This is a genomic window from Arthrobacter agilis (assembly GCF_030816075.1).
GTDB lineage: Bacteria > Actinomycetota > Actinomycetes > Actinomycetales > Micrococcaceae > Arthrobacter_D > Arthrobacter_D agilis_E.
On the sequence record NZ_JAUSXO010000001.1, the window covers coordinates 1,460,371 to 1,480,707 of the forward strand.

18 protein-coding genes are annotated in these 20,337 nt (G+C 68.5%); 6 read left to right on the forward strand and 12 right to left on the reverse strand.

Annotated features, from left to right (window positions below):
• The first annotated feature begins 151 nt into the window (after positions 1 to 151).
• Entirely contained in the window at positions 152 to 2,539 is a 2,388-nt protein-coding gene (locus QFZ50_RS06585) for an excinuclease ABC subunit UvrA (RefSeq protein WP_307082945.1), read from the forward strand.
• A 108-nt stretch (positions 2,540 to 2,647) separates the two neighbouring features.
• Here the strand turns inward: QFZ50_RS06585 and QFZ50_RS06590 are convergent, their stop codons facing one another.
• The 7 genes from QFZ50_RS06590 to QFZ50_RS06620 all read right to left on the reverse strand — a co-directional run bounded on the left by QFZ50_RS06590 (position 2,648) and on the right by QFZ50_RS06620 (position 6,729).
• A complete protein-coding gene (locus tag QFZ50_RS06590; RefSeq protein ID WP_307082946.1) occupies positions 2,648 to 3,856 on the reverse strand; it encodes a cysteine desulfurase-like protein in 1,209 nt (402 codons plus the stop codon).
• A gap of 213 nt (positions 3,857 to 4,069) precedes the next feature.
• Positions 4,070 to 4,243 (reverse strand): CsbD family protein, encoded by a 174-nt coding sequence (locus tag QFZ50_RS06595; RefSeq protein WP_307082947.1) that lies wholly within the window; start codon positions 4,241 to 4,243, stop codon positions 4,070 to 4,072.
• Positions 4,244 to 4,307: 64 nt separating this feature from the next.
• A complete protein-coding gene (gene amaP, locus QFZ50_RS06600; protein ID WP_307082948.1) occupies positions 4,308 to 4,925 on the reverse strand; it encodes an alkaline shock response membrane anchor protein AmaP in 618 nt (205 codons plus the stop codon).
• A gap of 8 nt (positions 4,926 to 4,933) precedes the next feature.
• Positions 4,934 to 5,467, reverse strand: coding sequence for a DUF6286 domain-containing protein (locus tag QFZ50_RS06605; RefSeq protein ID WP_307082949.1), 534 nt, complete (start codon positions 5,465 to 5,467; stop codon positions 4,934 to 4,936).
• Entirely contained in the window at positions 5,464 to 5,913 is a 450-nt protein-coding gene (locus tag QFZ50_RS06610; RefSeq protein ID WP_307082950.1) for an Asp23/Gls24 family envelope stress response protein, read from the reverse strand. Before QFZ50_RS06610 ends, QFZ50_RS06605 begins: the two co-directional genes overlap by 4 nt.
• A gap of 3 nt (positions 5,914 to 5,916) precedes the next feature.
• Positions 5,917 to 6,099 (reverse strand): hypothetical protein, encoded by a 183-nt coding sequence (locus QFZ50_RS06615; RefSeq protein ID WP_307082951.1) that lies wholly within the window; start codon positions 6,097 to 6,099, stop codon positions 5,917 to 5,919.
• A gap of 90 nt (positions 6,100 to 6,189) precedes the next feature.
• The gene (locus QFZ50_RS06620; RefSeq protein WP_307082952.1) at positions 6,190 to 6,729 is read right to left on the reverse strand and encodes an Asp23/Gls24 family envelope stress response protein; all 540 of its coding nucleotides are present in this window, start codon (positions 6,727 to 6,729) and stop codon (positions 6,190 to 6,192) included.
• Positions 6,730 to 7,037: 308 nt separating this feature from the next.
• Here QFZ50_RS06620 and QFZ50_RS06625 point away from each other — a divergent pair, with 308 nt between their 5' ends.
• The 3 genes from QFZ50_RS06625 to QFZ50_RS06635 are packed head-to-tail and all read left to right on the forward strand — an operon-like array spanning position 7,038 to position 8,822.
• Positions 7,038 to 7,835, forward strand: a complete 798-nt coding sequence (locus QFZ50_RS06625; RefSeq protein WP_307082953.1) for an RNA polymerase sigma factor — start codon at positions 7,038 to 7,040, stop codon at positions 7,833 to 7,835.
• The gene (locus tag QFZ50_RS06630) at positions 7,826 to 8,422 is read left to right on the forward strand and encodes an Asp23/Gls24 family envelope stress response protein (protein WP_307082954.1); all 597 of its coding nucleotides are present in this window, start codon (positions 7,826 to 7,828) and stop codon (positions 8,420 to 8,422) included. Before QFZ50_RS06625 ends, QFZ50_RS06630 begins: the two co-directional genes overlap by 10 nt.
• The gene (locus QFZ50_RS06635) at positions 8,412 to 8,822 is read left to right on the forward strand and encodes a hypothetical protein (RefSeq protein ID WP_307082955.1); all 411 of its coding nucleotides are present in this window, start codon (positions 8,412 to 8,414) and stop codon (positions 8,820 to 8,822) included. Before QFZ50_RS06630 ends, QFZ50_RS06635 begins: the two co-directional genes overlap by 11 nt.
• Before the next feature lie 36 nt (positions 8,823 to 8,858).
• On the opposite strand, the gene QFZ50_RS06640 is transcribed toward QFZ50_RS06635, so the two are convergent.
• Positions 8,859 to 10,166, reverse strand: coding sequence for a cellulase-like family protein (locus tag QFZ50_RS06640; protein WP_307082956.1), 1,308 nt, complete (start codon positions 10,164 to 10,166; stop codon positions 8,859 to 8,861).
• Complete coding sequence (locus QFZ50_RS06645) at positions 10,163 to 13,459, reverse strand: DUF5107 domain-containing protein (RefSeq protein WP_307082957.1); 3,297 nt, start codon at positions 13,457 to 13,459, stop codon at positions 10,163 to 10,165. The genes QFZ50_RS06640 and QFZ50_RS06645 overlap by 4 nt, the downstream gene beginning before the upstream one ends.
• A gap of 82 nt (positions 13,460 to 13,541) precedes the next feature.
• On the opposite strand from QFZ50_RS06645, the gene QFZ50_RS06650 reads away from it, so the two are divergent.
• Entirely contained in the window at positions 13,542 to 14,414 is an 873-nt protein-coding gene (locus tag QFZ50_RS06650; RefSeq protein ID WP_307082958.1) for a helix-turn-helix domain-containing protein, read from the forward strand.
• 109 nt (positions 14,415 to 14,523) lie between these two features.
• Here the strand turns inward: QFZ50_RS06650 and QFZ50_RS06655 are convergent, their stop codons facing one another.
• Genes QFZ50_RS06655 through QFZ50_RS06665 form a run of 3 tightly spaced genes read right to left on the reverse strand, consistent with a single transcriptional unit; the run spans position 14,524 to position 17,716 of the window.
• Positions 14,524 to 15,390: a carbohydrate ABC transporter permease gene (locus QFZ50_RS06655; RefSeq protein WP_307082959.1), complete on the reverse strand. Its 867-nt coding sequence runs from the start codon at positions 15,388 to 15,390 to the stop codon at positions 14,524 to 14,526.
• Entirely contained in the window at positions 15,384 to 16,388 is a 1,005-nt protein-coding gene (locus QFZ50_RS06660) for a carbohydrate ABC transporter permease (RefSeq protein WP_307082960.1), read from the reverse strand. The genes QFZ50_RS06655 and QFZ50_RS06660 overlap by 7 nt, the downstream gene beginning before the upstream one ends.
• Positions 16,385 to 17,716, reverse strand: coding sequence for an ABC transporter substrate-binding protein (locus QFZ50_RS06665; protein ID WP_307082961.1), 1,332 nt, complete (start codon positions 17,714 to 17,716; stop codon positions 16,385 to 16,387). Before QFZ50_RS06665 ends, QFZ50_RS06660 begins: the two co-directional genes overlap by 4 nt.
• 304 nt (positions 17,717 to 18,020) lie before the next feature.
• Here QFZ50_RS06665 and QFZ50_RS06670 point away from each other — a divergent pair, with 304 nt between their 5' ends.
• Entirely contained in the window at positions 18,021 to 20,330 is a 2,310-nt protein-coding gene (locus QFZ50_RS06670; RefSeq protein WP_307082962.1) for a beta-galactosidase, read from the forward strand.
• The last annotated feature ends 7 nt before the right edge of the window (positions 20,331 to 20,337 follow it).

Here is a 20,337-nt window from a genome sequence, read left to right on the forward strand (position 1 = left end):
TCGCGGACAGGAACGAGTGCCCGCCCCATTGCCGCTCGGGGGGTGACGACGGAGAATCAGACGTGCTGCCCGGGGCCGATCCTGCGGCGGCTCCCGGACCCCGGGTACACCGGCCGGTCGCGAACGCGGCCGGCCGAAGGATGGAGGCACGATGAGCACGGCCACGACGGACGCCCAGCAGGCAGGCGCGCACGCCGCGGACAGCCATGACCTCATCCGGGTCCAGGGCGCGCGGGAGAACAATCTCAAGGACATCACGATCGACATCCCGAAGCGCCGGCTGTCGGTCTTCACCGGCGTCTCCGGGTCCGGGAAGAGCTCCCTCGTGTTCGACACGATCGCCGCGGAGTCGCAGCGCATGATCAACGAGACGTACAGCGCGTTCGTGCAGGGTTTCATGCCGACACTGGCACGGCCCGAGGTGGACGTCCTGGAGGGGCTGACGACGGCGATCATCGTGGACCAGGAGCGCATGGGCGCCAATCCACGCTCCACCGTCGGTACGGCGACGGATGTCAACGCGATGCTGAGGATCGTCTTCTCACGCCTCGGGCAGCCGCAGATCGGCTCCCCGCAGGCCTTCTCGTTCAATGTCGCGTCGATCAGCGGAGCGGGTGCCGTCACGATGGAACGCGGCGGCACCACGGTCAAGGAACGCCGCAGCTTCACCGTCACCGGCGGCATGTGCCCGCGGTGCGAGGGCATGGGTTCCGTGACCGACATGGACCTCACGCAGCTCTACGACGACTCGAAATCGCTGAATGCAGGAGCACTGACCATCCCCGGGTACAGCATGGAGGGCTGGTACGGGCGGATCTACAGCGCCACCGGCTTCTTCGACGCGGACAAGCCCATCCGCGAGTTCACGAAGCGCGAGCTGCAGGACCTGCTCTACAAGGAGCCCACCAAGATCAAGGTCGACGGCATCAACATCACCTACGAGGGTCTGATCCCCAAGATCCAGAAGTCCATGCTCTCCAAGGACCGTGAGGCGATGCAGCCGCACATCCGAGCCTTCGTGGACCGGGCGGTCACCTTCACCGCCTGCCCCGAGTGCGACGGGACGCGCCTCAGCGCGGCGGCACGGTCCTCGAGGATCGACGGCGTCAGCATCGCGGACGCATGCATGATGCAGATCAGCGACCTGGCGGTCTGGGTCCGTGGGCTCGACGAGCCGTCGGTGGCACCGCTGCTGGCCGCGCTGGGGGAGACCCTGGACTCCTTCGTCGAGATCGGCCTCGGCTACCTCAGCCTCGACCGCCCGTCCGGCACCCTCTCCGGAGGCGAGTCCCAGCGGACCAAGATGATCCGGCACCTCGGCTCGTCCCTGACGGACATCACCTACGTCTTCGACGAACCGACCATCGGCCTGCACCCGCACGACATCCAGCGCATGAACGACCTGCTGCTGCGCCTGCGCGACAAGGGCAACACCGTCCTCGTGGTGGAGCACAAGCCCGAGATGATCGCGATCGCCGACCACGTCGTCGACCTCGGCCCGGGCGCGGGGACCGCAGGCGGCACGGTGTGCTTCGAAGGCTCCGTGGAGGGCCTGCGGCGCAGCGGCACCCTCACCGGAAGGCACCTCGACGACCGGGCGGCCCTGAAGGCCACGGTGCGCCCCCGCCAGGGGGAGCTGGAGATCAGGGGAGCCACCTCCCACAACGTCCGCGACGTCGACGTGGACATCCCCCTCGGCGTGCTGTGCGTGATCACCGGGGTAGCCGGCTCGGGCAAGAGCTCCCTCATCCACGGCTCCGTGTCCGGCCGCGACGGCGTGGTCTCGGTGGACCAGACCGCCATCAAGGGCTCACGCCGCAGCAACCCGGCGACCTACACCGGGATGCTCGAACCCATCCGCAAGGCCTTCGCGAAGGCCAACGGCGTCAAGCCGGCCCTGTTCAGTGCCAACTCGGAGGGGGCGTGCCCCACCTGCAACGGCGCGGGCGTCATCTTCACGGATCTCGCCATGATGGCCGGCGTCGCCACGACCTGCGAGGTCTGCGGCGGCAAGCGGTTCCTGGCCGAGGTGCTCGAGTACACGCTCGGCGGCAAGGACATCAGCGAGGTCCTCGCGATGCCCGTCACCGAAGCCACCGCATTCTTCGCGGCGGGGGAGTCCAGGGTGCCCGCCGCCCACGCGATCCTCAGCCAGTTGTCCGACGTCGGCCTCGGGTACCTGAGCCTCGGGCAGCCCCTGACCACGCTGTCCGGCGGCGAGCGCCAGCGCCTCAAGCTCGCCACGCACATGGGCGAGAAGGGCGGCATCCTGGTGCTCGACGAGCCCACCGCAGGGCTGCATCTCGCCGACGTCGAGAACCTGCTCGGCCTGCTGGACCGCCTGGTCGACGCCGGCAAGTCGGTACTGGTCATCGAGCACCACCAGGCCGTCATGGCTCACGCGGACTGGATCGTCGACATCGGACCGGGCGCGGGGCACGACGGCGGCAAGGTCATCTTCGAGGGCACGCCGGCGGACCTCGTCGCCTCACGCTCGACCCTGACGGGCCGGCACCTGGCGGAGTACGTGGGCGCCTGAGCGCTCGCGGCGCTACGTCGGGCGCCGTCGGCGGTGGAGGTGCGTGCCCTGCTCGTCGTCGCCGGCATCGGCGCACGCCCCGCGCACCGTGCGGACCTTCATGCCGCGCTAGGAAGCAACGAAGGCGCCGAGTGCGGTCAGGAGGCGGTCGACGTCGTCGTCGCTGTTGTACGGTGCCAGGCCGATCCGCAGGGCGGCGCTGTCCTCGAGATCGAGGCGACGGAAGGCTTCGTACGCGTAGAACGAGCCGGCCGGCGCGAGAATGTTCCGAGCCGCGAGGAACCGGTAGGCGTCCGCGGAGGACCGGCCCGGGAACGTCACCAGCAGTGTCGGTGTCCGGTCCTGGGCCTTGGAGTGCCGCGCGACGGCGTCGCCCAGGTCGGCCAGCCCTGCCTCGATCCGGGAGCGCAGTGCGTGCTCGTACCCGTCGACCGCATGGGCGGATGCAAGGAGGCGCCCACGCCGGCCGGTCCCGGCGCCGGGTGCGATCGCGGCGAGGAAATCCACGGCCGCCGTGGCACCGGCCATGATCTCGTACGGGAGGGTACCGAACTCGAACCGCTCAGGAACGTCGTTCGTGGACGGCAGCAGCTTGTCCGGCTGCAGGGATTCCAGCAGCTCCGGGTCGGCCACGAGAGCACCGCAGTGCGGCCCGAGGAATTTGTAGGGCGAGCAGGCGAAGAAGTCAGCTCCCAGCGCCTTCACGTCGACCGCGGCGTGGGCGGTGTAGTGCACCCCGTCCACATAGACCAGTGCGCCGACCAGGTGCGCGGCATCGGCGATGCCGCGCACCGGCGGTTTCGTGCCGAGCAGGTTCGACGCGGCGGTGATGGCCACCAGCTTCGTGCGCTCCGTGATCGCGGTTGCGACGGACGCCTCGTCGATCTCCGTGGTGTCCGGGTCGAAATCGATCCAGCGCACGGTGGCGTCGGCCGCGGCGGCTGCTTGCAGCCAGGGGCGGATATTCGAGTCATGATCCAGGCGTGACACCACGACCTCGTCGCCCGGCTGCCAGGTCTTGGCGAGGTGGCGGGAGAAGTCGTAGGTGAGCTGCGTGGCGCTTCGCCCGTAGACGACACCGCGGGGATGCGCCCCCAGCAGGTCGGCCATCGCCTCCCGGAATCCGCCGACCGCCGCTTCGGCGTTCCTCTCCGAGCCCATACCGGAGCCGCGGTTGGACAGCGGCCCGGTGATGGCGTCGGCGATCGCGGTTCCCACCACGGTGGGGACCTGCGTTCCGCCGGGGCCGTCGAAGTAGGCGGTACCGGTGAGCAGGGCGGGGAAGTGCGCGCGGAAGGCCTCGATGTCCAGGGTCATGTCGCTACTGTGTCAGGTGAGCGCCGCTACGGGAACCATCGCGGGCGAGAGCCATCCCCATGCTCGCCATTCCTCCCATCCGGGAACCCTCGTCCCGATCGGCCGGGAACGGGCCGCCGGGCAATTCGTACCGAACCACCAGGAACGCGACGGGTGCACGAGAAGGAGCTGCCTGCGGGAGATCTCCCGCAGGCAGCTCCTGACGGGGGAGGTCTACTTCCTGAAGGCGTCCTTGACGTCCTCGCCGGCGCTCTTCACGTCCGCCTCGACCTGGTCGGACTTGCCCTCGGCCTGGAGCCGTTCGTTGTCGGTGGCCTTACCGACGCCCTCCTTGACCTTGCCGGCGGCCTTCCCGGTCGCATTCCTGATCTTGTCGTCCAGTCCCATGGCGTTCTCCTCTGCTGGGTCGTGCTTTCCGATGACCGGCCGACTGGTTGTCGGCCGGGGTCTGTCAGGCGCTGAGCGCGTCGGCCCTGAAGGTGACCGAGGTGTCCTTCTTCGGCTCGGTCCTGATATCCACCTCGATCGCCAGGGCCGCCGGCCGCTGACCGAGCGCGTCGCGCACGTCGTTCGTGATGCGGTGCTCGACGTCAGCGAGAACACTCGGGATGTCTGCGTGGGAGGAGGCCGTGACGCGAACCGTGATGTCCGGCGTCCGGGATGACCCACGGACGACGGTCCTTGCGCCGGTCACGTCGTCGAGCTCCGCGACGCGGTCACTGATCGCGTCCTCGAGGAGGGTGGGTTTCAGGACGGTCAGCCCCTTGGTGTCCGGGTCTTCGATCTTCAGGGTCGACGCGCCGTGCTTGCGCGGTACCTGTGCCAGTAGCCAGAGAAGGGCGAGGATGCCGAGCATGGCTCCGCCGGCGATGAGCGCGATGGAGAGCACATCCGTCGGGGCGGTCAGCGTGAGCACCGGCTGGTCGCTTGCCGGTGCCCGTAGGTCACCGACGGCCGGCACTTGGAGCAGGCCGAACCCGATGGCCGTGGCCAGGGCCCCCGCGGTGAAGAGGATGACGCCGATGATGGTGAGCCAGACGCGGTTGAGGCGTCCTGCGGTATGTCGCATGGTGGGTCCTAGTCCTTGTGGGCGGTGACACTCACCGAGGCGCGAGGTGGGTGTGCGAGCTCGAGGGCGTCGATCCGCCGTTGCAGGGTGCGGGTGACGGTCGTCCTGAGGTCCCGATGCTCCGAGACGTAGGTCGCGACACGGGTGTCGGCCCTTCGATCGGTGACCGTGGCCCGGGCGGCATCGACGCCATCGATGGACGTGGCGGTGTCGGCCAGGAGGACCTCGAGTGCCCGGTTCCTGAGCGCGGCCCGGGCCGTACCGCCATGCTCGAGGACGTGGGCGTCGTACCGGCCGGGAGTCAGGGCGATGAGGATCAGGAACAGCCCGGTCACCGCGGTGAGGATGGCCGCAACCAGCGTCGCCTGCGCGGACCAGGGCGCTCCTGTTGCCGCCAAGGCCGCGTCGACGGCGCGGGTGTCCCCCGAGAGGGCCGTGGATCCGGCCCACACGGCAGCCGTCGCAGCGGCCAGAAGCACGGCTGCGCAGATGATCGCAGGCATGCTTCGCGTCGGGCGCCTGCGGATCGTGGTGCTGCTCATGCCAGGCTCCTGTAGGGTCGGTCGGCTCCCGTGACGAGGGCTTTGACGGTGATGTCGACGCGGCGTACGTGCAGGCCGGTCGACCGTGCAAGCGTTTCGGTGACGTGCCGGCGGATCTCCGTCGAGCGCGCAGCGATGTCCGACGGGAACGCGAGTGCGACGTCGAGCACCACGGAGATGGTCCGGCCGCTGAGCTGGACGGAGGCGTGCGGGCGATGCGGGGTGCCCCTGCGGCGCCCTACCCCGAGGACCCCGCCACCGGATCCGCTCACGAAGGGAAGTTCGGACGCGCTCTGCGCGGCGAGCCTCTCCACGGTTCTTTCGGTGATGGTGAGCGTCCCCCGGGTGTCTGCGGCCGTCGGGGGCCGGTGGGATCGGCCGCTTGCGGCAGGGGCAGCGTGGGGGGCGGGTGGCTGTCCCACCCTCTCGGGCGTGATGGTGGCCATGGGTTAGCTACTCCGGCTGCCGGAGCCCGAGAGGTCCTGCAGAGTCAGTTTGCCGTCCAGGAAACGGCCGACTGCCAGGCCGGCAGTCGCGAACAGGATGACGGCGAGGAATTCCAGGAAACCCCCGAAGATCGCCGCGAAGCCGAGAAGGAGTCCCACGAAGAGACCGGTGGTGCTGCGTGACATGACAGATTCCTAAGAAGTGGTGGGAGTGGGGCGGGTGCCAGCCCAGAGCGGAAGGAATGGGCTCTGGACCGGCGGTGGGGAGGACGTCGCCTACTCGAGTTCCTTGCCCGTCGAGGACGTCTTCGCGCCGTTCGATGAGTCATCCGAATCGTCGTCCGTGGGCAGGTGCACGTCGGACGCGGTCACGTTGACCTCGATGACCTCCAGCCCCGTCGCCCGTTCCACGGCGCTGATGATGTTCCTGCGGATGTTGTTGCTGACGTCGACGATCGACGCGCCGTACTCGACGACGACCGTGACATCGATGGCGGTCTGCTTCTCGCCCTTCTCGATGCTGACGCCCCCCGAGGCGTTGGTCTGCGATCCCGGGATCCGCTCGGCGATCTGGTCGAAGGCCCGACGGGCGGCGTTCCCCATGGCATACACGCCGGGGACCTCGCGGGCCGAGATGCCGGCGATCTTCTGCACGACGGTATCGGCGATGGAGGTGTTGCCCTGGTCGGTCTGGAGGGGGCTCGCGGACCGGGAATCGTGGGTCCCGCGTGCCTGCTCCGCGCGCTGATCCCGGTCCTCGGGCGTTGCGGGGACTACCGCTACCCGGCGTGCTGCTGTGTTCTGGTCATCTGCCATATCGGTCGGACTCCTACAGGTGGGGGATGGTGCCGTACACAGGTAAAGACGACGCCCTCGCCGATTCGTCACGCCGTCGGCCCAACTTTTTTTCGCGGCCTCTCCGGCCCGGATCCGGTGGCGGCGGTCCAGCGCTGCCAGGAGAGGGAGGCGCACGTCTCCTGGCGGTGGGGCCCGTGCGAACGCTCTCGTGACGATGGGAGCAGGGCGTGCCCGGTCGCCTATGCTGTCGATGTCGACGCGGGCCCATCCCGTCGATGGCTCGACGAACGGCATGTCGACGACACACGGTCCTGGCGGAAGGAGTCATGGCGATGGATCCCACCCGTGATTCCGACGAGGCAGGTCCGCCGTTCGACGCCATGCCCGGCCCCGCCGAACGAGGAGAGATGCCCGGGCGAGGTCCGGCACTGGCGGAGCGACCGTCGGCACCCCTGTCGGATGAGCCGGCTGATGAGTCGGCGGATGAGTCGGCGGAGGTCCCTTTGGACGACCTCGATGAGGCGACGATCGTCTCCCGAGCGCAGGACGGTGACCTCGAAGCGTTCGAATGGCTCGTCACCACCTACCAGGGCGGAGTATTCCGGCTGGCGTTCAGGATGCTGAGCGATCACGCGGAAGCCGAGGATGTCGTGCAGGAGACCTTCATCGCCGCCTGGCGCAACCTGCCGACGCTGTCCTCCCCACAGGCTTTCATCCCCTGGTTGTACCGATCCGCGACGAACAAGTGCTTCGACCTGCTGCGCAGCCGCCAACGACGGCCGAGCGACTCCGTCGCCTTCGACGACGAGAACAGCCCGGAGGGATCGGCAACGCCGGGGCACGGCTGGACGGGTGGGATCGGGGGACCGGCGAGGACGACCATCGCGTCGCGTACCACGCAGGACCCGGCACTGCACCACGAGACGGAAGCGCAGATGCGGGCCCTGGCGGAGTTGCTGCAGACCGTCCCGGCCGGGGTGCGAGCCTGCTGGTTGCTGCGTGATGTCCACGAGTTCTCCTACGCTGAGATAGCAGCAATCGTGCAACTTCCCGAAAGTACCATCCGCGGACGGATCGCGCGGGCCAGACGGTTCCTCGCAGAAGGGATGCAACCATGGCGTTGAATGAGGATCAGCCACGCCTGGGGTGCGGGCGGATCATCGACGACGTGTGGGCATCCATCGACCAGCCACCGACCGCTCACGAGCAGACGTGCCCCGACTGCCAGAGCGCACGCCTGGCACTCCATCATCTGGAGACGGTCACCGAGTCCCTGCGTGAGCGCGACCGGGACGACCCCGCCCTGCAGCCCGGGATCAGGGTCAAGGAAGCGATCATGATGGTGGCCCGGGCCGAGGTCCGGCGCAGCCGGCGGACACCTCTGGCCACCACTGCGCTGGGCGTCATCGACATCAGCGAGCAGGCTCTCAGCGGGCTCATCCGCTTCGCGGCCTCGACGCTTCCCGGTGTGCGTGCCCGCCGGTGCACGATCACCAGCACGCAGACCGCACCGCAGTCTGCGGCCGAGCCGGCCGCGGCGGTCGACGCCGAGAACGTACGCATCACACTGACCGTGGCCATCTCTTCCGGTGTGAGGATTCCTGCCACCATGGACCTGCTCCGCGAGCGGGTCAACGCCGTCGTGCAGGCGCAGACATCCATCACCATGCAGCAGATCGACATCATCGTGGAGGACCTCTATGACCTCTGACCAGTCCCTCCGGGCATCGGCTGTGGACCTCGAGGCACTTGCCGACACCCTGGGCGAGGCGCTCGCCGCACATCCCGGCGTCGTGCGCCTCGAACCCACCGTGCGCAGCGTCATCGATCGTTGGACGCCGTCGGCCATCGATCAGGTGCACCGGAGCCTCCGGCCTGCCGCCCGACCGCCAACCGTGGCCCGTGACGGGCTGGTCCTCTCGGTCACCGACCTGGTCCTGGATCTGCAGATCGATCTCGCGACGGACATCAGCAGGTCGGCCCTCGAGTTGGCCCGTGAAGCGCAGGACCTCGCCGGCGGCCTCGTGCAAGCCACGGGACTGACCATCGGTCACATCGACGTCACCATCCTGGCCATCGAAGGAGCCCGCACGCCCCAGCCGCCCCGATGACCCCGACGGAGCGCGTGGACGCGTGGCCGCCGCCGGCTACCGATGAGCGTGGATCAGGGCGTTCGCCTGCTGCTGCCATGCCTTGTTGGACCACAAGGGGTGGTGCGGTGCTGCGTTGGAGCCGAGGACCATGCCCCAGACGCCGTGGTCGAGGGCGGTCCTGATGCCATGGTCCGCCAGCCCCCGGCCCACGGGTCCTTCCTCGAAGTCTCCGAGGAGGGGGGTGTAGCCGATCCAGCCCTCACCGATGATCGCAGGCACCCGTTGCCAGCGTGCCCAGCCTGCGACGGCGATGACCCGCGATTCGATCTCGCGGCGCATGACCTCGCGGTACGCACCGTATTCGTCGTACAGCCAGGCGTCCCATGCATCGGGATCGATCCAGTCGTACCCGTACACCATCTGATCGGTCACGACGGTCGCGGCGTACTTCCACTCCGCTGCCCGGCCGTACTCGGCCGGGGTCGGCGCATCGGGACGCAAGAGGGCCCTGAGTGCGGGGTTGGGGAAGCCGGCGGTGTTCTCGGACCGGATGTCGATCCGCTTCTGCAGGGCGTCGAGGACTCCGTAGCTGTAGACATGGAACTGCGCTGCGCCCAGGCCCGCGGGCAGCTCGTGCATCGTGAGGTGTGGTGGCTTCCCGTAGCTCGCGGTGATGAGCAGGTCGGGATGGCGCTCGCGGAGCTGCAGGACCGCTGTGCTGCCGCCGTCCCGCAGTGCGGGCAGGATGGAGAAATCGACCTCGTTGTGCAGTTCGACCAGAGCGATCCGCCGGCGGTGTCCCGCGGTGGTGAGGGCGGTGATGAGCCTGTCCCAGGCAGCAGCGAGGAGTGCGTAGCGGTCGCCGAGCGCAACCCCGTCGATGGCGCGGAACCACTCCTCCGAGCGGGCGAACGATGGGGACTGCTGGTACTCCCAGCTGGCGAGGATGACGACGAGCCCATGCCTCGCGGCGGCGTCGAACAGCTCCATCAGGCGCTCGTACACGTCGACGGTGTAACCGCCGGGGACGTCGTACCACCGGGTGCGCTGCCCGAAGTACCCGCCGTGCGGGCTTGCGCCGAGGCCTTCGATCTCCAGGCTGCGCGCCAGCCCGTCGAGGCCGAGGTTCCCGAAGAGGAGCAACGGTGCCGCGCAGATCCGGATGGTGTTGTATCCCAGCGCGGCCGTCTCGGCGCAGACCGCGTCGAGGTCCGCGTAGGGCCCGCCCGGTTCTGCCCGGGTGTACCAGGAGAAGTCCCACAGGCTGATGGTGAGCCGGGCGGGCAGGTGGTCCGGGGTGGGACCGGTCAGCCCGCGAGGGGTGGGATCGATGGTGCCCGAGCCCAGGTATCGGTTCGTCACAGGGCGCTCACTTCCTTCGCCTGGAGAGTCCGGCCCTGGTCGGCGAGAGCCCTGAGCCGGCGGGCCAGGAGCGCCTGCTCCGTCCCGGGATGCCGTGGGAAGAGCAGCATCTCGGGGAGCGACGTGGCGAAGTAGTCCACCTGCGGGGCGGCATGTTCGAGCTCGTCGGCCCGCGCTTCGAGACTCGCCCAGACGTCGGCCGCGTTCGTGTCCTTGCCGAGCCTGAGGCAGGCGATCCCGTGCCAGAAGTCCTGCCGGCCGACAGCCCGCCCGGCCCCCATCACGTCGGGACCGCTGCAGGCACGGGTGTACGCGTCCGACGCTCCTTCGATGTCATCGAGCGCCTCACGTGCTTCTCCGAGCAGGACGTAGCGCTCTGCGAGACCGTCCGCGGGGTGCCGTCCCTCGGAGAGGTTGTCGGGTGCGCTGATCCCGGCTTCGAGCAGTTCCACTGCAGAGGACGGGTCGGTCTCGATGAGGCGCCGGGCGACGGCGAGGGACGCGCGGTCGTAGGCTGCGAGTGCCTTGCCCTCCCCGCCTTCGAAGGGCTGGAAGGTACGTCGGCGCATGATGGCCAGCGCTTCGTCCGTTCGACCCGTATCGACCAGCAGGTTCACGTAGTGCAGGGTCAGGTCGTCGCGGATGAGGACCGCGGGGCCGTGTCGTTCGATGTGGCGGAGGCGTGCCTCGAGGGGCTCGTCGGCGAGGGCAGCCAGAAGGGCGCGTTCGAAGACGAGCCGGGGATCGCCGGGCCGGAGTTCCAGTGCCCGGTCGAAGTAGCGTGTGCCGTCCGTCGTGGGCCCGCCGCTGTTGATCGTCGCGACCGCCGCATTGCGCCATGCCACGGGGTCGGTCGACCCGAGACGTGTCGCCTGGTGCAGGACGTCGCGGGCTTCGGATGTCCGTCCGGCGTCGAGCAACCAGCCACCGATGAGGGCGTGGGCCACAGGATCCGTCGGATCCGCGGCGATGGCGGCGACCAGCGCGTCGTACTCGTCCAGCCCTGAGGGGAAGGCGTACTGCGTCACCGAACGGCGGGCTTCCGACCGTTCGGACGATGCTCCCGCTGCGTCGCCCAGCGCATCGAACCAGAGGGCCCTCAGGTAGTGCCGCAACGGTTCCTGGTTCCCGAACGTACTCAGTGACGCCGCGGGCGGATGTTCGGTGAGGCCGAGTGCACCTTCGGTGTCGCCCAGACGCCACAGATCCGACGCGACCGTCAGCGTCGTCCGCGGATCGATCGGTGCGAGCCTGCCCCTGAGGGCCTGCGCGACCGGATCGAGCGGGTCCGTAGTGAGGCACTGCTCCAGCAGGTGCTCGGCGTGGCTGATATCTCCCAGCCGGCGGAGCGCCACGATCATCGCGTGGTGCGCGGCAGGGCTGTGCATGTCGTGCTGGTGTGCGGCGCGGGCGTGCTCAAGCGCTTCGCCCGGGTGCCCGCTGCGCAGGGCGATGCGGGCTGCGCCGAGCCACGACGGATGGGCCCAGGCCTTGTCCCAGGCGGCCTTCCTGAAACCGGCGGCGGCCTCGTCGAGGCGTCCGGCCCGTTCGGCGAGCAGTGCGAGCCGGTAGTGGGCTTCACCGGTGGGCGGGTTCAGGTTCCGCGTCGTCAGCCGTGCGAGCGCCCGCTGGTAGAGGTCCCGGGTTCTCCCGTACTCACCTCGCTGCTGGTGCCAGGCTCCGAGGGCCAGGCAGGACCGGGAGTCGTGCGGGTCGCGGTCGAGCGCCTCCTGGAAGTAGGGTGCCGCGGCCCGTGTCGGATGCCGGTACTGCTGGAGGTGGGTCCCGGTGACGTAGAGTTCGTCGGCCGACGGTATGGCACCAGGTGCCGGGGGTTCGGTGGCCACCCACGGCTCGGCAGCGTCGGCATCACCGACGGGCAGGGTCCATTCGATCAGCGCGGACCCTTCGTGCAGGACCTGCAGTGTGAGGGGGCCGGAGGCGTCCGTGAGGTCGTACGGCACAGAGGCCGTGAAGGGTGTGCACGGCGCGAGGGCGGCGGTCGCCTCCCACAGGCTCGTGCTGCCCCGGCGCAGGCGGATGCGGGCGTCGTCGCGGACCGTGGCGCTCGCCACGCCCACCTCGACGATCGACGCATCCCGGTCCTCGCGCAGCGAGACGGCGATGTCCCGGGTGGCCTGGTGGGCCGGGCCGATGGCCCGGATGGGGTACCAGAACTGGCTGAAGGTACGCGTCTCGCCGGGCGCGAGGTAGCTGAAGTCCGGTTGGTTGTCGGTGAAGACACCCGCCATGAGTTCGACGTAGGGCCCATCCGTATCGGTGAGGAGGCGGTCCCAGGCGTGACCGACGGGCCCGTTGCCCCACGTCCACTGCTTCTTGCCCGGGGCGATCGACCGGTCCGCCCAGTGGATGAAGCCGGCTCCCGCCCGATGGTCGTACCCGCCGAAGAAGGAGTCCTCGGTGTCGGTGATCATGTAGGAGGTGGGGACAGGGATGTTGCCGTAGTAGTCGATACGGTCGGCGTCGGGTTGTGAGGTGCTGACACGGGCCGGGTAGTCGACACCGTAGTACGGCCGGTCCGCGCGGGGGAAGGCCGTGACAGCCCTCCGCGCGTGGTCGGCCACGTAGTGGACGTCCGTGGGGAAGAACGACTGGTAGTCGTCATGGACGCGTGCCGCGACGTTGGCCCACCAGAGAAAGGTCTGGGGCTCGTCCGTCCGGTTGTAGAGGCGGACTGCCACTTCGATGACGGAGCTGTCCGGGCGGATTCGGATGCCGTGGGTTCCTCGCATACGCTGCAGGGGGTCGAGATCGCCCTGCCAGACCGTCGCTGACCCGTCCTCGGAGCGTTCGATGGTGGTTTCGACCGGCAGGTAGGTTCCCGGGCGGTGGTGCTGTGGCCAGTTGAACTCGACCCCTCCGGAGATCCACGGGCCTGCGAGCCCTACCAGGGCCGGCTTGATGACGTTGTTGCGGTAGAAGAAGTCGTACCCGTTGGTCTTGTCATAGCCGATATGGATCCGCCCGCCGAGTTCCGGCAGGATCATCAGCCGGATCCACGAATTCTCGAGGTGCACGGCCTGCCACAGGCGGGGCTGCTTCGTCGTGGCGATCCGGTCCGTGAAGGGGATGGGATAGACCCGTCCACTGGAGCCCTGATAGACGCGGCGGTCCAGGAACATCGGGTACTCGTCGGGTTCCTCGGGCGCATACGTGTCGATGCACACTGCTTCGCTCCAGCAGGCGACGCCACCGCCATCGAGCAGCGTCTGCTGGTCCGCAGGGGCAGGGGGAAGCGTGATGGAACTCTTGGCGTCATCGGCGTGGCTCACAGAACCAACCCTAGGAACGGACGGCCTCGCCCGCCATGGCACATAATGAGGCATGCATGGACGATCCGACACAAGCGGGGCTGTGAGCGAGCGAGCGACGGGATTCGACGACCAGCGCCTGGTGGTGGTTCCTCGGCCGCTCGTCAGGGAGGCGCTCGGCCGCCCGGTGACCCGCCGGATGGTGGTGACCGATGCCGGCTTCTTCCCACGCGCCGCAGGTCACGGCCGCCGCCGGGACAGGGGCGCACCGGAGACGATCATCATGCTGTGCGTGGCGGGAAGCGGCTGGGTCGAGGTCGCCGGGGTCCGCGCCCGGGTCGAGAAGGCGACAGCTGTCGTGCTTCCCGGGAACACCGGCATACCGCACGCGTACGGAGCAGCCCCCGAGGATCCATGGACGATCTGGTGGTGCCACGTCAGGGGCACGGACGTGCCGGAGCTCATCGGCGAGGCCGGTGTCGGCACCGACCGGCCGCTCATCGGGCTGGTCGCCGTCGATCGGTTGACCGCCACCCTGGATGAGATCATCACCGCTCTCGAACGGGACCAGTCGCCCGCCCGGCTCGTTGCGACGGCGGGCATGGCGTGGCGTCTCCTGACGTCCCTGGCGGTCGATCGGCGGTCGCCGGAACAGGGAGCACCGCTGGAGCAGGCGATGCGGTTCCTCGAGGAACGTATCGACGGGACCATCCGGGTGCCCCACCTGGCAGCGTTGGTCGGGGTGTCGTCGTCCCAGTTGAGCAAGCTGTTCCGTGAGGCGACCGGGGGAGGGGTCCTCGCCCACCACGTGGCGTTGAAGATGGCGCGGGCAAGGCGACTGCTGGACACGACGACTCTCTCCGTCGCCCAGGTCGGGCAGGAGATCGGCATGGACGACCAGTTCTACTTCTCGCGGCAGTTCCGCCGTGTGCACGGCCTGAGCCCGAGCGCCTACCGGGCCGAGCGGAAGGGCTGAGCGGAAGGGCTGAGCGGAAGGGCTGGGCGGCCGCATCGGGGCGCTGATGCGTCGTACCGGTGCCGGTCCCTGGTCCTATGCCTGGCCCTGATGCTGCCGTGGCCCGTGCTCAGCCCTTGGTGGCCCCGGCGGTGAGGTCGGCTCTCCAGAAGCGCTGCAATCCGATCATGAGCGCCACCAGCAGGACGGCGGAGAGCGCGGATCCGGTGACGACGAGCTGGTAGAACATCGGGTCGCGCTGGGTCTGCGAGTTCCAGAGGGTCAGCCCGAGGGTGAGCGGGAACGTCCTCGCCTCGTTGAGCATGACCAGGGGCAGCAGGTAGTTGTTCCAGATGGTGACGAACTGGAACAGGAAGATGGTCACCAGCGCCGGTGTCATCATGCGGGCCGCGATGGCGCCGAAGATGCGCAGGTCGCCGGCGCCGTCGATGCGCGCGGCCTCGATGATCTCGTCCGGTACCGCGGCATTGGCATGGATGCGTGCAAGGTACACGCCGAAGGGGCTGACCATGCTCGGGAGGAGGACGGACCAGTACGTGCCGGTCAGATCGACGGCGTTCAGGAGGAAGTAGAGGGGGAGCGCGATGACCGTCGCGGGCACGAGCACCCCTCCCAGGATGATCGAGAACAGCAGTTCCCGCCCCCTGAAGGGGAACTTGGCGATCGCGTAGCCGCACGCCGCTGACAGGATCGTCGCGGCGAAGGCTCCGACGGCGGAGTACAGGACACTGTTCAGGATCCAGGAGGTGAAGATCCCGCCGTCCTGGGTGAAGACGTTGGTGAGGTTCAGCCATGCCTGCGGTGAGTCGGTGAACCACAGGCCGAAGCTGCTGAACAGCTCTCCCGGGCTCTTGGTGGCCGCGACGAGGACCCAGAGGATGGGGAGCAGGAAGTAGAGCGCCGCGATGAGGAGGACGCCGTTGACCGCGACGGTGCTCGTCAGGGGTTGTCGGATGGACCTGGTTCTGTTCACCACGCGCGGTCTCCCTTGCGGTTCACGAGTCGGAGGAAGCCGAAGGAGAAGGCGAAGCCGAGCAGCGCGACGATGACGGCCATGGCCGCTGCGAGATTCGGGTTGCCCTGGGAGAAGGCCTGGTTGTAGGCGGCGAGGTTCGGTGTGTAGTCGGAGCTGATCGCCGTGGTCAGGGGCCTGAGGACAAGAGGTTCGACGAACAGTTGCAGGGTGCCGATGATGGTGAAGACGGTGACGAGGATGACGGACGGTCGCACGAGCGGGAGTTTGATGCGCCAGGTGATGGCCCACTCGGAGGCGCCGTCGATCTTCGCGGCTTCGAAGAGTTCCGACGGGATGGCGTTCAAGGCGGCGATGAGGATGAACATGTTGTAGCCGGCGAAACCCCAGAGGGCGATATTGGCGATGGCGAACAGGATGCTGTCCGTACTCAGAGGATTCAGGTCGATTCCCAGGACGGAGAGGACCTGCAGGATGGGGCTCGTCGCCGGGATGTAGAGGAAGCCCCAGAGCAGGGCCGCGATCACACCGGGCACGCCGTAGGGGATGAAGAAGACCACCCGGAAGATCCGGGGGAACCGTGCGCCGGCCGAATCGATGAGCAGGGCCAGTCCCACAGCCGTCACGACCATGAGGGGCACTTCGATGGCAGCGAACGCGAGAAGCCGCCCGAGGCTTTCGATGAAGGATGGGTCGCCGAGCGCCGTGGCGTAGTTGGCGAAGAGGACGAAGGTCTTCTCGGGTGCGCCGAACCCGAGTCCGGATGCCTTCGTGGAGAAGAGGCTGTCATTGATCGCATACACGATGGGGGCCAGGAAGAACGCCGCGAACATGACCGCGAACGGCGCCACCATGACCAGCAGGGCGGCCCTGGAATGCCGCCGACGCTGGCCGGCGCGTGTCGGGCCGCTGCCGCGTGCCGGGCCGCTGCCGCGGGGCGACTGTGGTGCGGGGGCAGGGGCAGGGCGCAGAACGCGCCCCGCCGCTCGGGTCTGGCTCAATTGACTGCGATTCCCTTGTCCTCGAGCGCGGCGCTCATGTCCTCCTGGGTCTTGTCGTAGGCGCCGGTCAGCGGTGTCCCGCTCTCGACCGCGGTCTTGACGTTGTCGCTGAGCGAGGCGAAGAGCGTCGAGGACAGGGGAGGCCACTTCCAGGTGTTGTCGACGTTGGCGTCCGACTCGGCGAAGACGTCCCAGATGTCCTGGCCGCCGTAGAAGGCGAAGACCTCGGGGTCCTCCTGCAGCGAGGCGATCGAGCTGGTGTCGGCGATGGCAGGCCACCCTGCGCCCACGCTGGTCAGGATGCTGACGCTCTCCGGGTCGGAGTTCAGCCAGGCCGCGAACTCTGCGGCTTCCCGAGGGTGATCGGACCCCTTGAGCACCGCGCTCGCGGAACCGCCGGCCCACGTCGCGGAGACATCCTCGCCGGCCTCCCACTGCGGCATGGCGCCGACCGCCCACTGTCCGGCGGTATCCGGTGCGGTGCCGCGCAGGATGGCGTCCGCCCAGGAACCGGAGATCCAGGACGTGACGTTCCCGTTCTGGATGTCGGCGTTCCATTCGCTCGAGAAGTCCGCTTCGATCTTCACGAGGTCCTCGTCGATCATCTTCTGCCAGAACTCGGCGACCTTCAGCGTCTCGTCGTCGTTGATGGTGACCGTCCACGCGTCGTTCTCGGGTGCGAACCAGTTGCCGCCGCCCTGCTGGGACAGGCCGATCAGCCACGGTGCCTGGTTGAAGGCGAAGGCGGTGATGTAGCGGTCGGCGTCGGAGGCCCGGATCTTCTTCGCAGCCTCGTAGTACTCGTCCCAGGTCTTCGGGTAGGTGATGCCGAGGGAGTCGAAGATGTCCTTGCGGTAGAACTGGCCGAGAGGGCCGCTGGCCTGGGGGACGGCGTAGACGCTGTCGTTGAAGACACCCGTCTCCCACTGCCACGGGACGAACTTGTCCTCCTGGTCACCGACGTACTCGGTGATGTCTTCCAGTGCGTCATTGACGAGGAAATCCGGGATGGCGTCGTACCCGAGCTGGGCGACGTCGGCCGGGGTGCCGGCCTGCACGGCCGAGAGCATCTTGGCGTATCCGCCGTCGGGTCCGGCCGTGATGGTCTCCAGGGTGACATTCACATCGTCCTGTGAAGCGTTGTACGCATCGACGGCCTGATCGATGTTGGGAACCCACGACTGGAAGGTGATGTCCACCGGCCCTTCCTGCGCCGCAGGAGCAGGGTTCTCGCCGGAACCGCTGCACGCGGTGAGTCCGCCGGCGAGGACGATGATCACCGAGGCGGCCAGCGCGGACCGGCGGCCCGAAAAGTGGTTGCCGAACATTACATGCTCCTTTGCACTGCAGGACGGGCGGACCCTGCCGGGTCCGATGCGCCAAATCTAGGCGCGGGGACACTCGTGCGACATAGGGATATGAGCCATCAATATGGACGATCGTGCATATGCGCGTGGGCAATTTGAACTGGGCCTGCGGGCTGCTTAGATGGCATTCGACGCCATGGTCGGTGGGGGAGCGGCCTCGGCAGTTCCCCTGACACAGAGTCCACTGAAGCGTCTGATGAACGGACGCCGGTAGAGAAACCGGCAGGAAGCGGTACAGATGATCCCCGATGCGCACCCCCTGCCATTGACTATCGATGGACGATCCACGCGGGATCCCGAGACGCCCGGCCCTCCCGTGGACGGCGGGCCTTCCCGGTACCGGCTCACGCCGTGGTCCGTGGAACTCGACGGGGTCCCGATGATCCCCGTGTCCGGCGAGATGCATTACAGCCGCGTGCCGCGGGACCAGTGGCGCGACCGCCTGAACCTCATGAAGGCCGGCGGGATCACGGTCGTGGCAACCTACGTATTCTGGATCCACCACGAGCCTCAGCGCGGTGCGGTGTCCTTCGACGGCAGGCTCGACATCGCAGCCTTCATCGCCCTGTGCGCCGAGCTCGGCCTGGCCGTCGTCGTACGGATCGGTCCCTGGTGCCACGGAGAAGTACGCAACGGGGGATTCCCCGACTGGGTGCAGGACGCCCCCGTCCGACACCGCACCGACGATCCTGCCTACCTGGCGATGATCGAACCGTGGCTACGCCGGCTCGGACACCGGATCGCGCCCTTCTGCCGGCCCGAGGGGCCCGTACTCGCCGTCCAGCTCGAGAACGAGCTCTACGACCAGCCCGGCCACATCAGCACCCTCAGACGACTGGCCGTCGATTGCGGGATGACCGCCCCCTTCTACACGGCGACGGCATGGGGAGGAGCGGACCTGCCCTTCGAGGACGTCGTCCCGCTGTTCGGCGGGTACGGGGACGGCTTCTGGGTCGATGCCGACGAACCATGGGACCCGAGCTTCCGCGCGCACTTCTTCTTCTCCCACGAATGGGACGATCCCGGCATCGGCGCGGACCTCCGGAGCGCCCCTCACAGAGAATCGTCGCTGCGGAACCCGTACCCGCCCGCGACCTGCGAACTGGGAGGAGGGATGGCCACCGCCTACCACCGGCGGCCACGCCCGAGCGGGCTCGACATCGCCGCCGTCGCCCACAACAAGATCGGCAGCGGCTCCGCGTGGCAGGGCTACTACATGTACACAGGAGGGACCAATCCCTCCAGCGGCGACCATTCCTACACGACCGGGCTGCAGGAGTCCCAGGACACGGGATACCCCAACGATCTGCCCCGGTACGACTACGACTTCCATGCCCCCATCGGCTCCTCGGGGCGCCTGAGCGCCAGCCACAACCTGCTGCGGCGCCAGCACGCCTTCCTCGACGCCTTCGGCTCGTCCCTGGGCACCATGGAATCGAGACTCCCACCCGGGGGACCGGACGGCGTCGACGACAGCACGACGCTTCGATGGGCGGTACGCAGCAACGGGGACAGTGCCTTCGTGTTCGTCACCTGGCATCAGCCCTATCTTCCGCTGGACACCTACGAGGATGCCCGGTTCGACGTCACCCTGAGCGATAGGCGCACGGTCTTCCCGGCCGGCCCCGTCGCGATCCCCTCCGGCACGCTCGCGCACTGGCCCGTGCATCTCGTCCTCGACGGCGTCGGGCTCGAATGGGCTACCGCGTCGCCGCTGACCACCCTGCGGGACGGCACGACCACCGTCCTCGTTCTCACGGCCGAGCACGGCATACCGTTGACCTGGAAGTGGGCCGACGACGTCACCGTCACTCCCTACGGGGACGTCGCCGGCGACGCATCGACCGGACCGGAGGCAGTCGCCCGGGTCCAGGTCTATCGATGCTCCACGCCGACGGCGCACATCGACGTCGTCGTGCTGCCGGCGACCGATGCTGACCGGGCCTGGGTCCTCGGAGCCGGCCCGCAACGGCACCTGGTGCTGTCCGAGCATCCGGTATGGCTCGAGGTGGACGGGGTGCTCAACGGCCGCACGACGGCGGCGGTACCGGATACCCGCCGCTATGAGCCGTCGGCTCACGCCTTCGTGTCCGTGCGACCCCGGGCTCTCGACAGCCCGGCCGATCTCAGGCACCTGGCTGTCACGCTCCAGCGTCCCGCCGGCGAGGTCCCCACGACCTATGGGGGACCGGCCGGGCGGGGAAGTGCCCCTACCCAGGACGACATCCGGACATCGGCGGCCGCCTACCGGATCGACGTCCCCCATGCCTCAGGGCCGGGAACGGGGCGACGCGAACTGAAGATCGACTGGGTGGGGGACATCGCGCAATTGACGGTCGGCACCACGGTGGTCGCCGACCGATTCTGGGACGGCTCACCGTGGATCGTCGATCTCGAAGCCCTCGGGGTCGGTCCCGAGGCGGCACTCGGCCTGAACCTGCTGCCGTTGCACCCGGACCATGCGATCCAGCTACCGGCGGAGGCCCGCGCGGCTTCCCTCCGGTCGCACCAGCAGCAGAACCCGCCGTCGGTCGCCCTCGTGACCTGGCACCGGTGGACGGAGCATCCAGGCTGAAGCGGCG

What these genes read in the sequence shown, in the direction of transcription:
- QFZ50_RS06615 (WP_307082951.1), bottom strand. Translation starts at nt 6,099, where the DNA reads ATGTCACGCAGCACCACCGGTCTCTTCGTGGGACTCCTTCTCGGCTTC.
- QFZ50_RS06665 (WP_307082961.1), bottom strand. Translation starts at nt 17,716, where the DNA reads ATGTTCGGCAACCACTTTTCGGGCCGCCGGTCCGCGCTGGCCGCCTCG.
- QFZ50_RS06625 (WP_307082953.1), top strand. Translation starts at nt 7,038, where the DNA reads ATGGCGATGGATCCCACCCGTGATTCCGACGAGGCAGGTCCGCCGTTC.
- QFZ50_RS06585 (WP_307082945.1), top strand. Translation starts at nt 152, where the DNA reads ATGAGCACGGCCACGACGGACGCCCAGCAGGCAGGCGCGCACGCCGCG.
- QFZ50_RS06595 (WP_307082947.1), bottom strand. Translation starts at nt 4,243, where the DNA reads ATGGGACTGGACGACAAGATCAGGAATGCGACCGGGAAGGCCGCCGGC.
- QFZ50_RS06635 (WP_307082955.1), top strand. Translation starts at nt 8,412, where the DNA reads ATGACCTCTGACCAGTCCCTCCGGGCATCGGCTGTGGACCTCGAGGCA.
- QFZ50_RS06620 (WP_307082952.1), bottom strand. Translation starts at nt 6,729, where the DNA reads ATGGCAGATGACCAGAACACAGCAGCACGCCGGGTAGCGGTAGTCCCC.
- QFZ50_RS06605 (WP_307082949.1), bottom strand. Translation starts at nt 5,467, where the DNA reads ATGAGCAGCACCACGATCCGCAGGCGCCCGACGCGAAGCATGCCTGCG.
- QFZ50_RS06630 (WP_307082954.1), top strand. Translation starts at nt 7,826, where the DNA reads ATGGCGTTGAATGAGGATCAGCCACGCCTGGGGTGCGGGCGGATCATC.
- QFZ50_RS06610 (WP_307082950.1), bottom strand. Translation starts at nt 5,913, where the DNA reads ATGGCCACCATCACGCCCGAGAGGGTGGGACAGCCACCCGCCCCCCAC.
- QFZ50_RS06590 (WP_307082946.1), bottom strand. Translation starts at nt 3,856, where the DNA reads ATGACCCTGGACATCGAGGCCTTCCGCGCGCACTTCCCCGCCCTGCTC.
- amaP (WP_307082948.1), bottom strand. Translation starts at nt 4,925, where the DNA reads ATGCGACATACCGCAGGACGCCTCAACCGCGTCTGGCTCACCATCATC.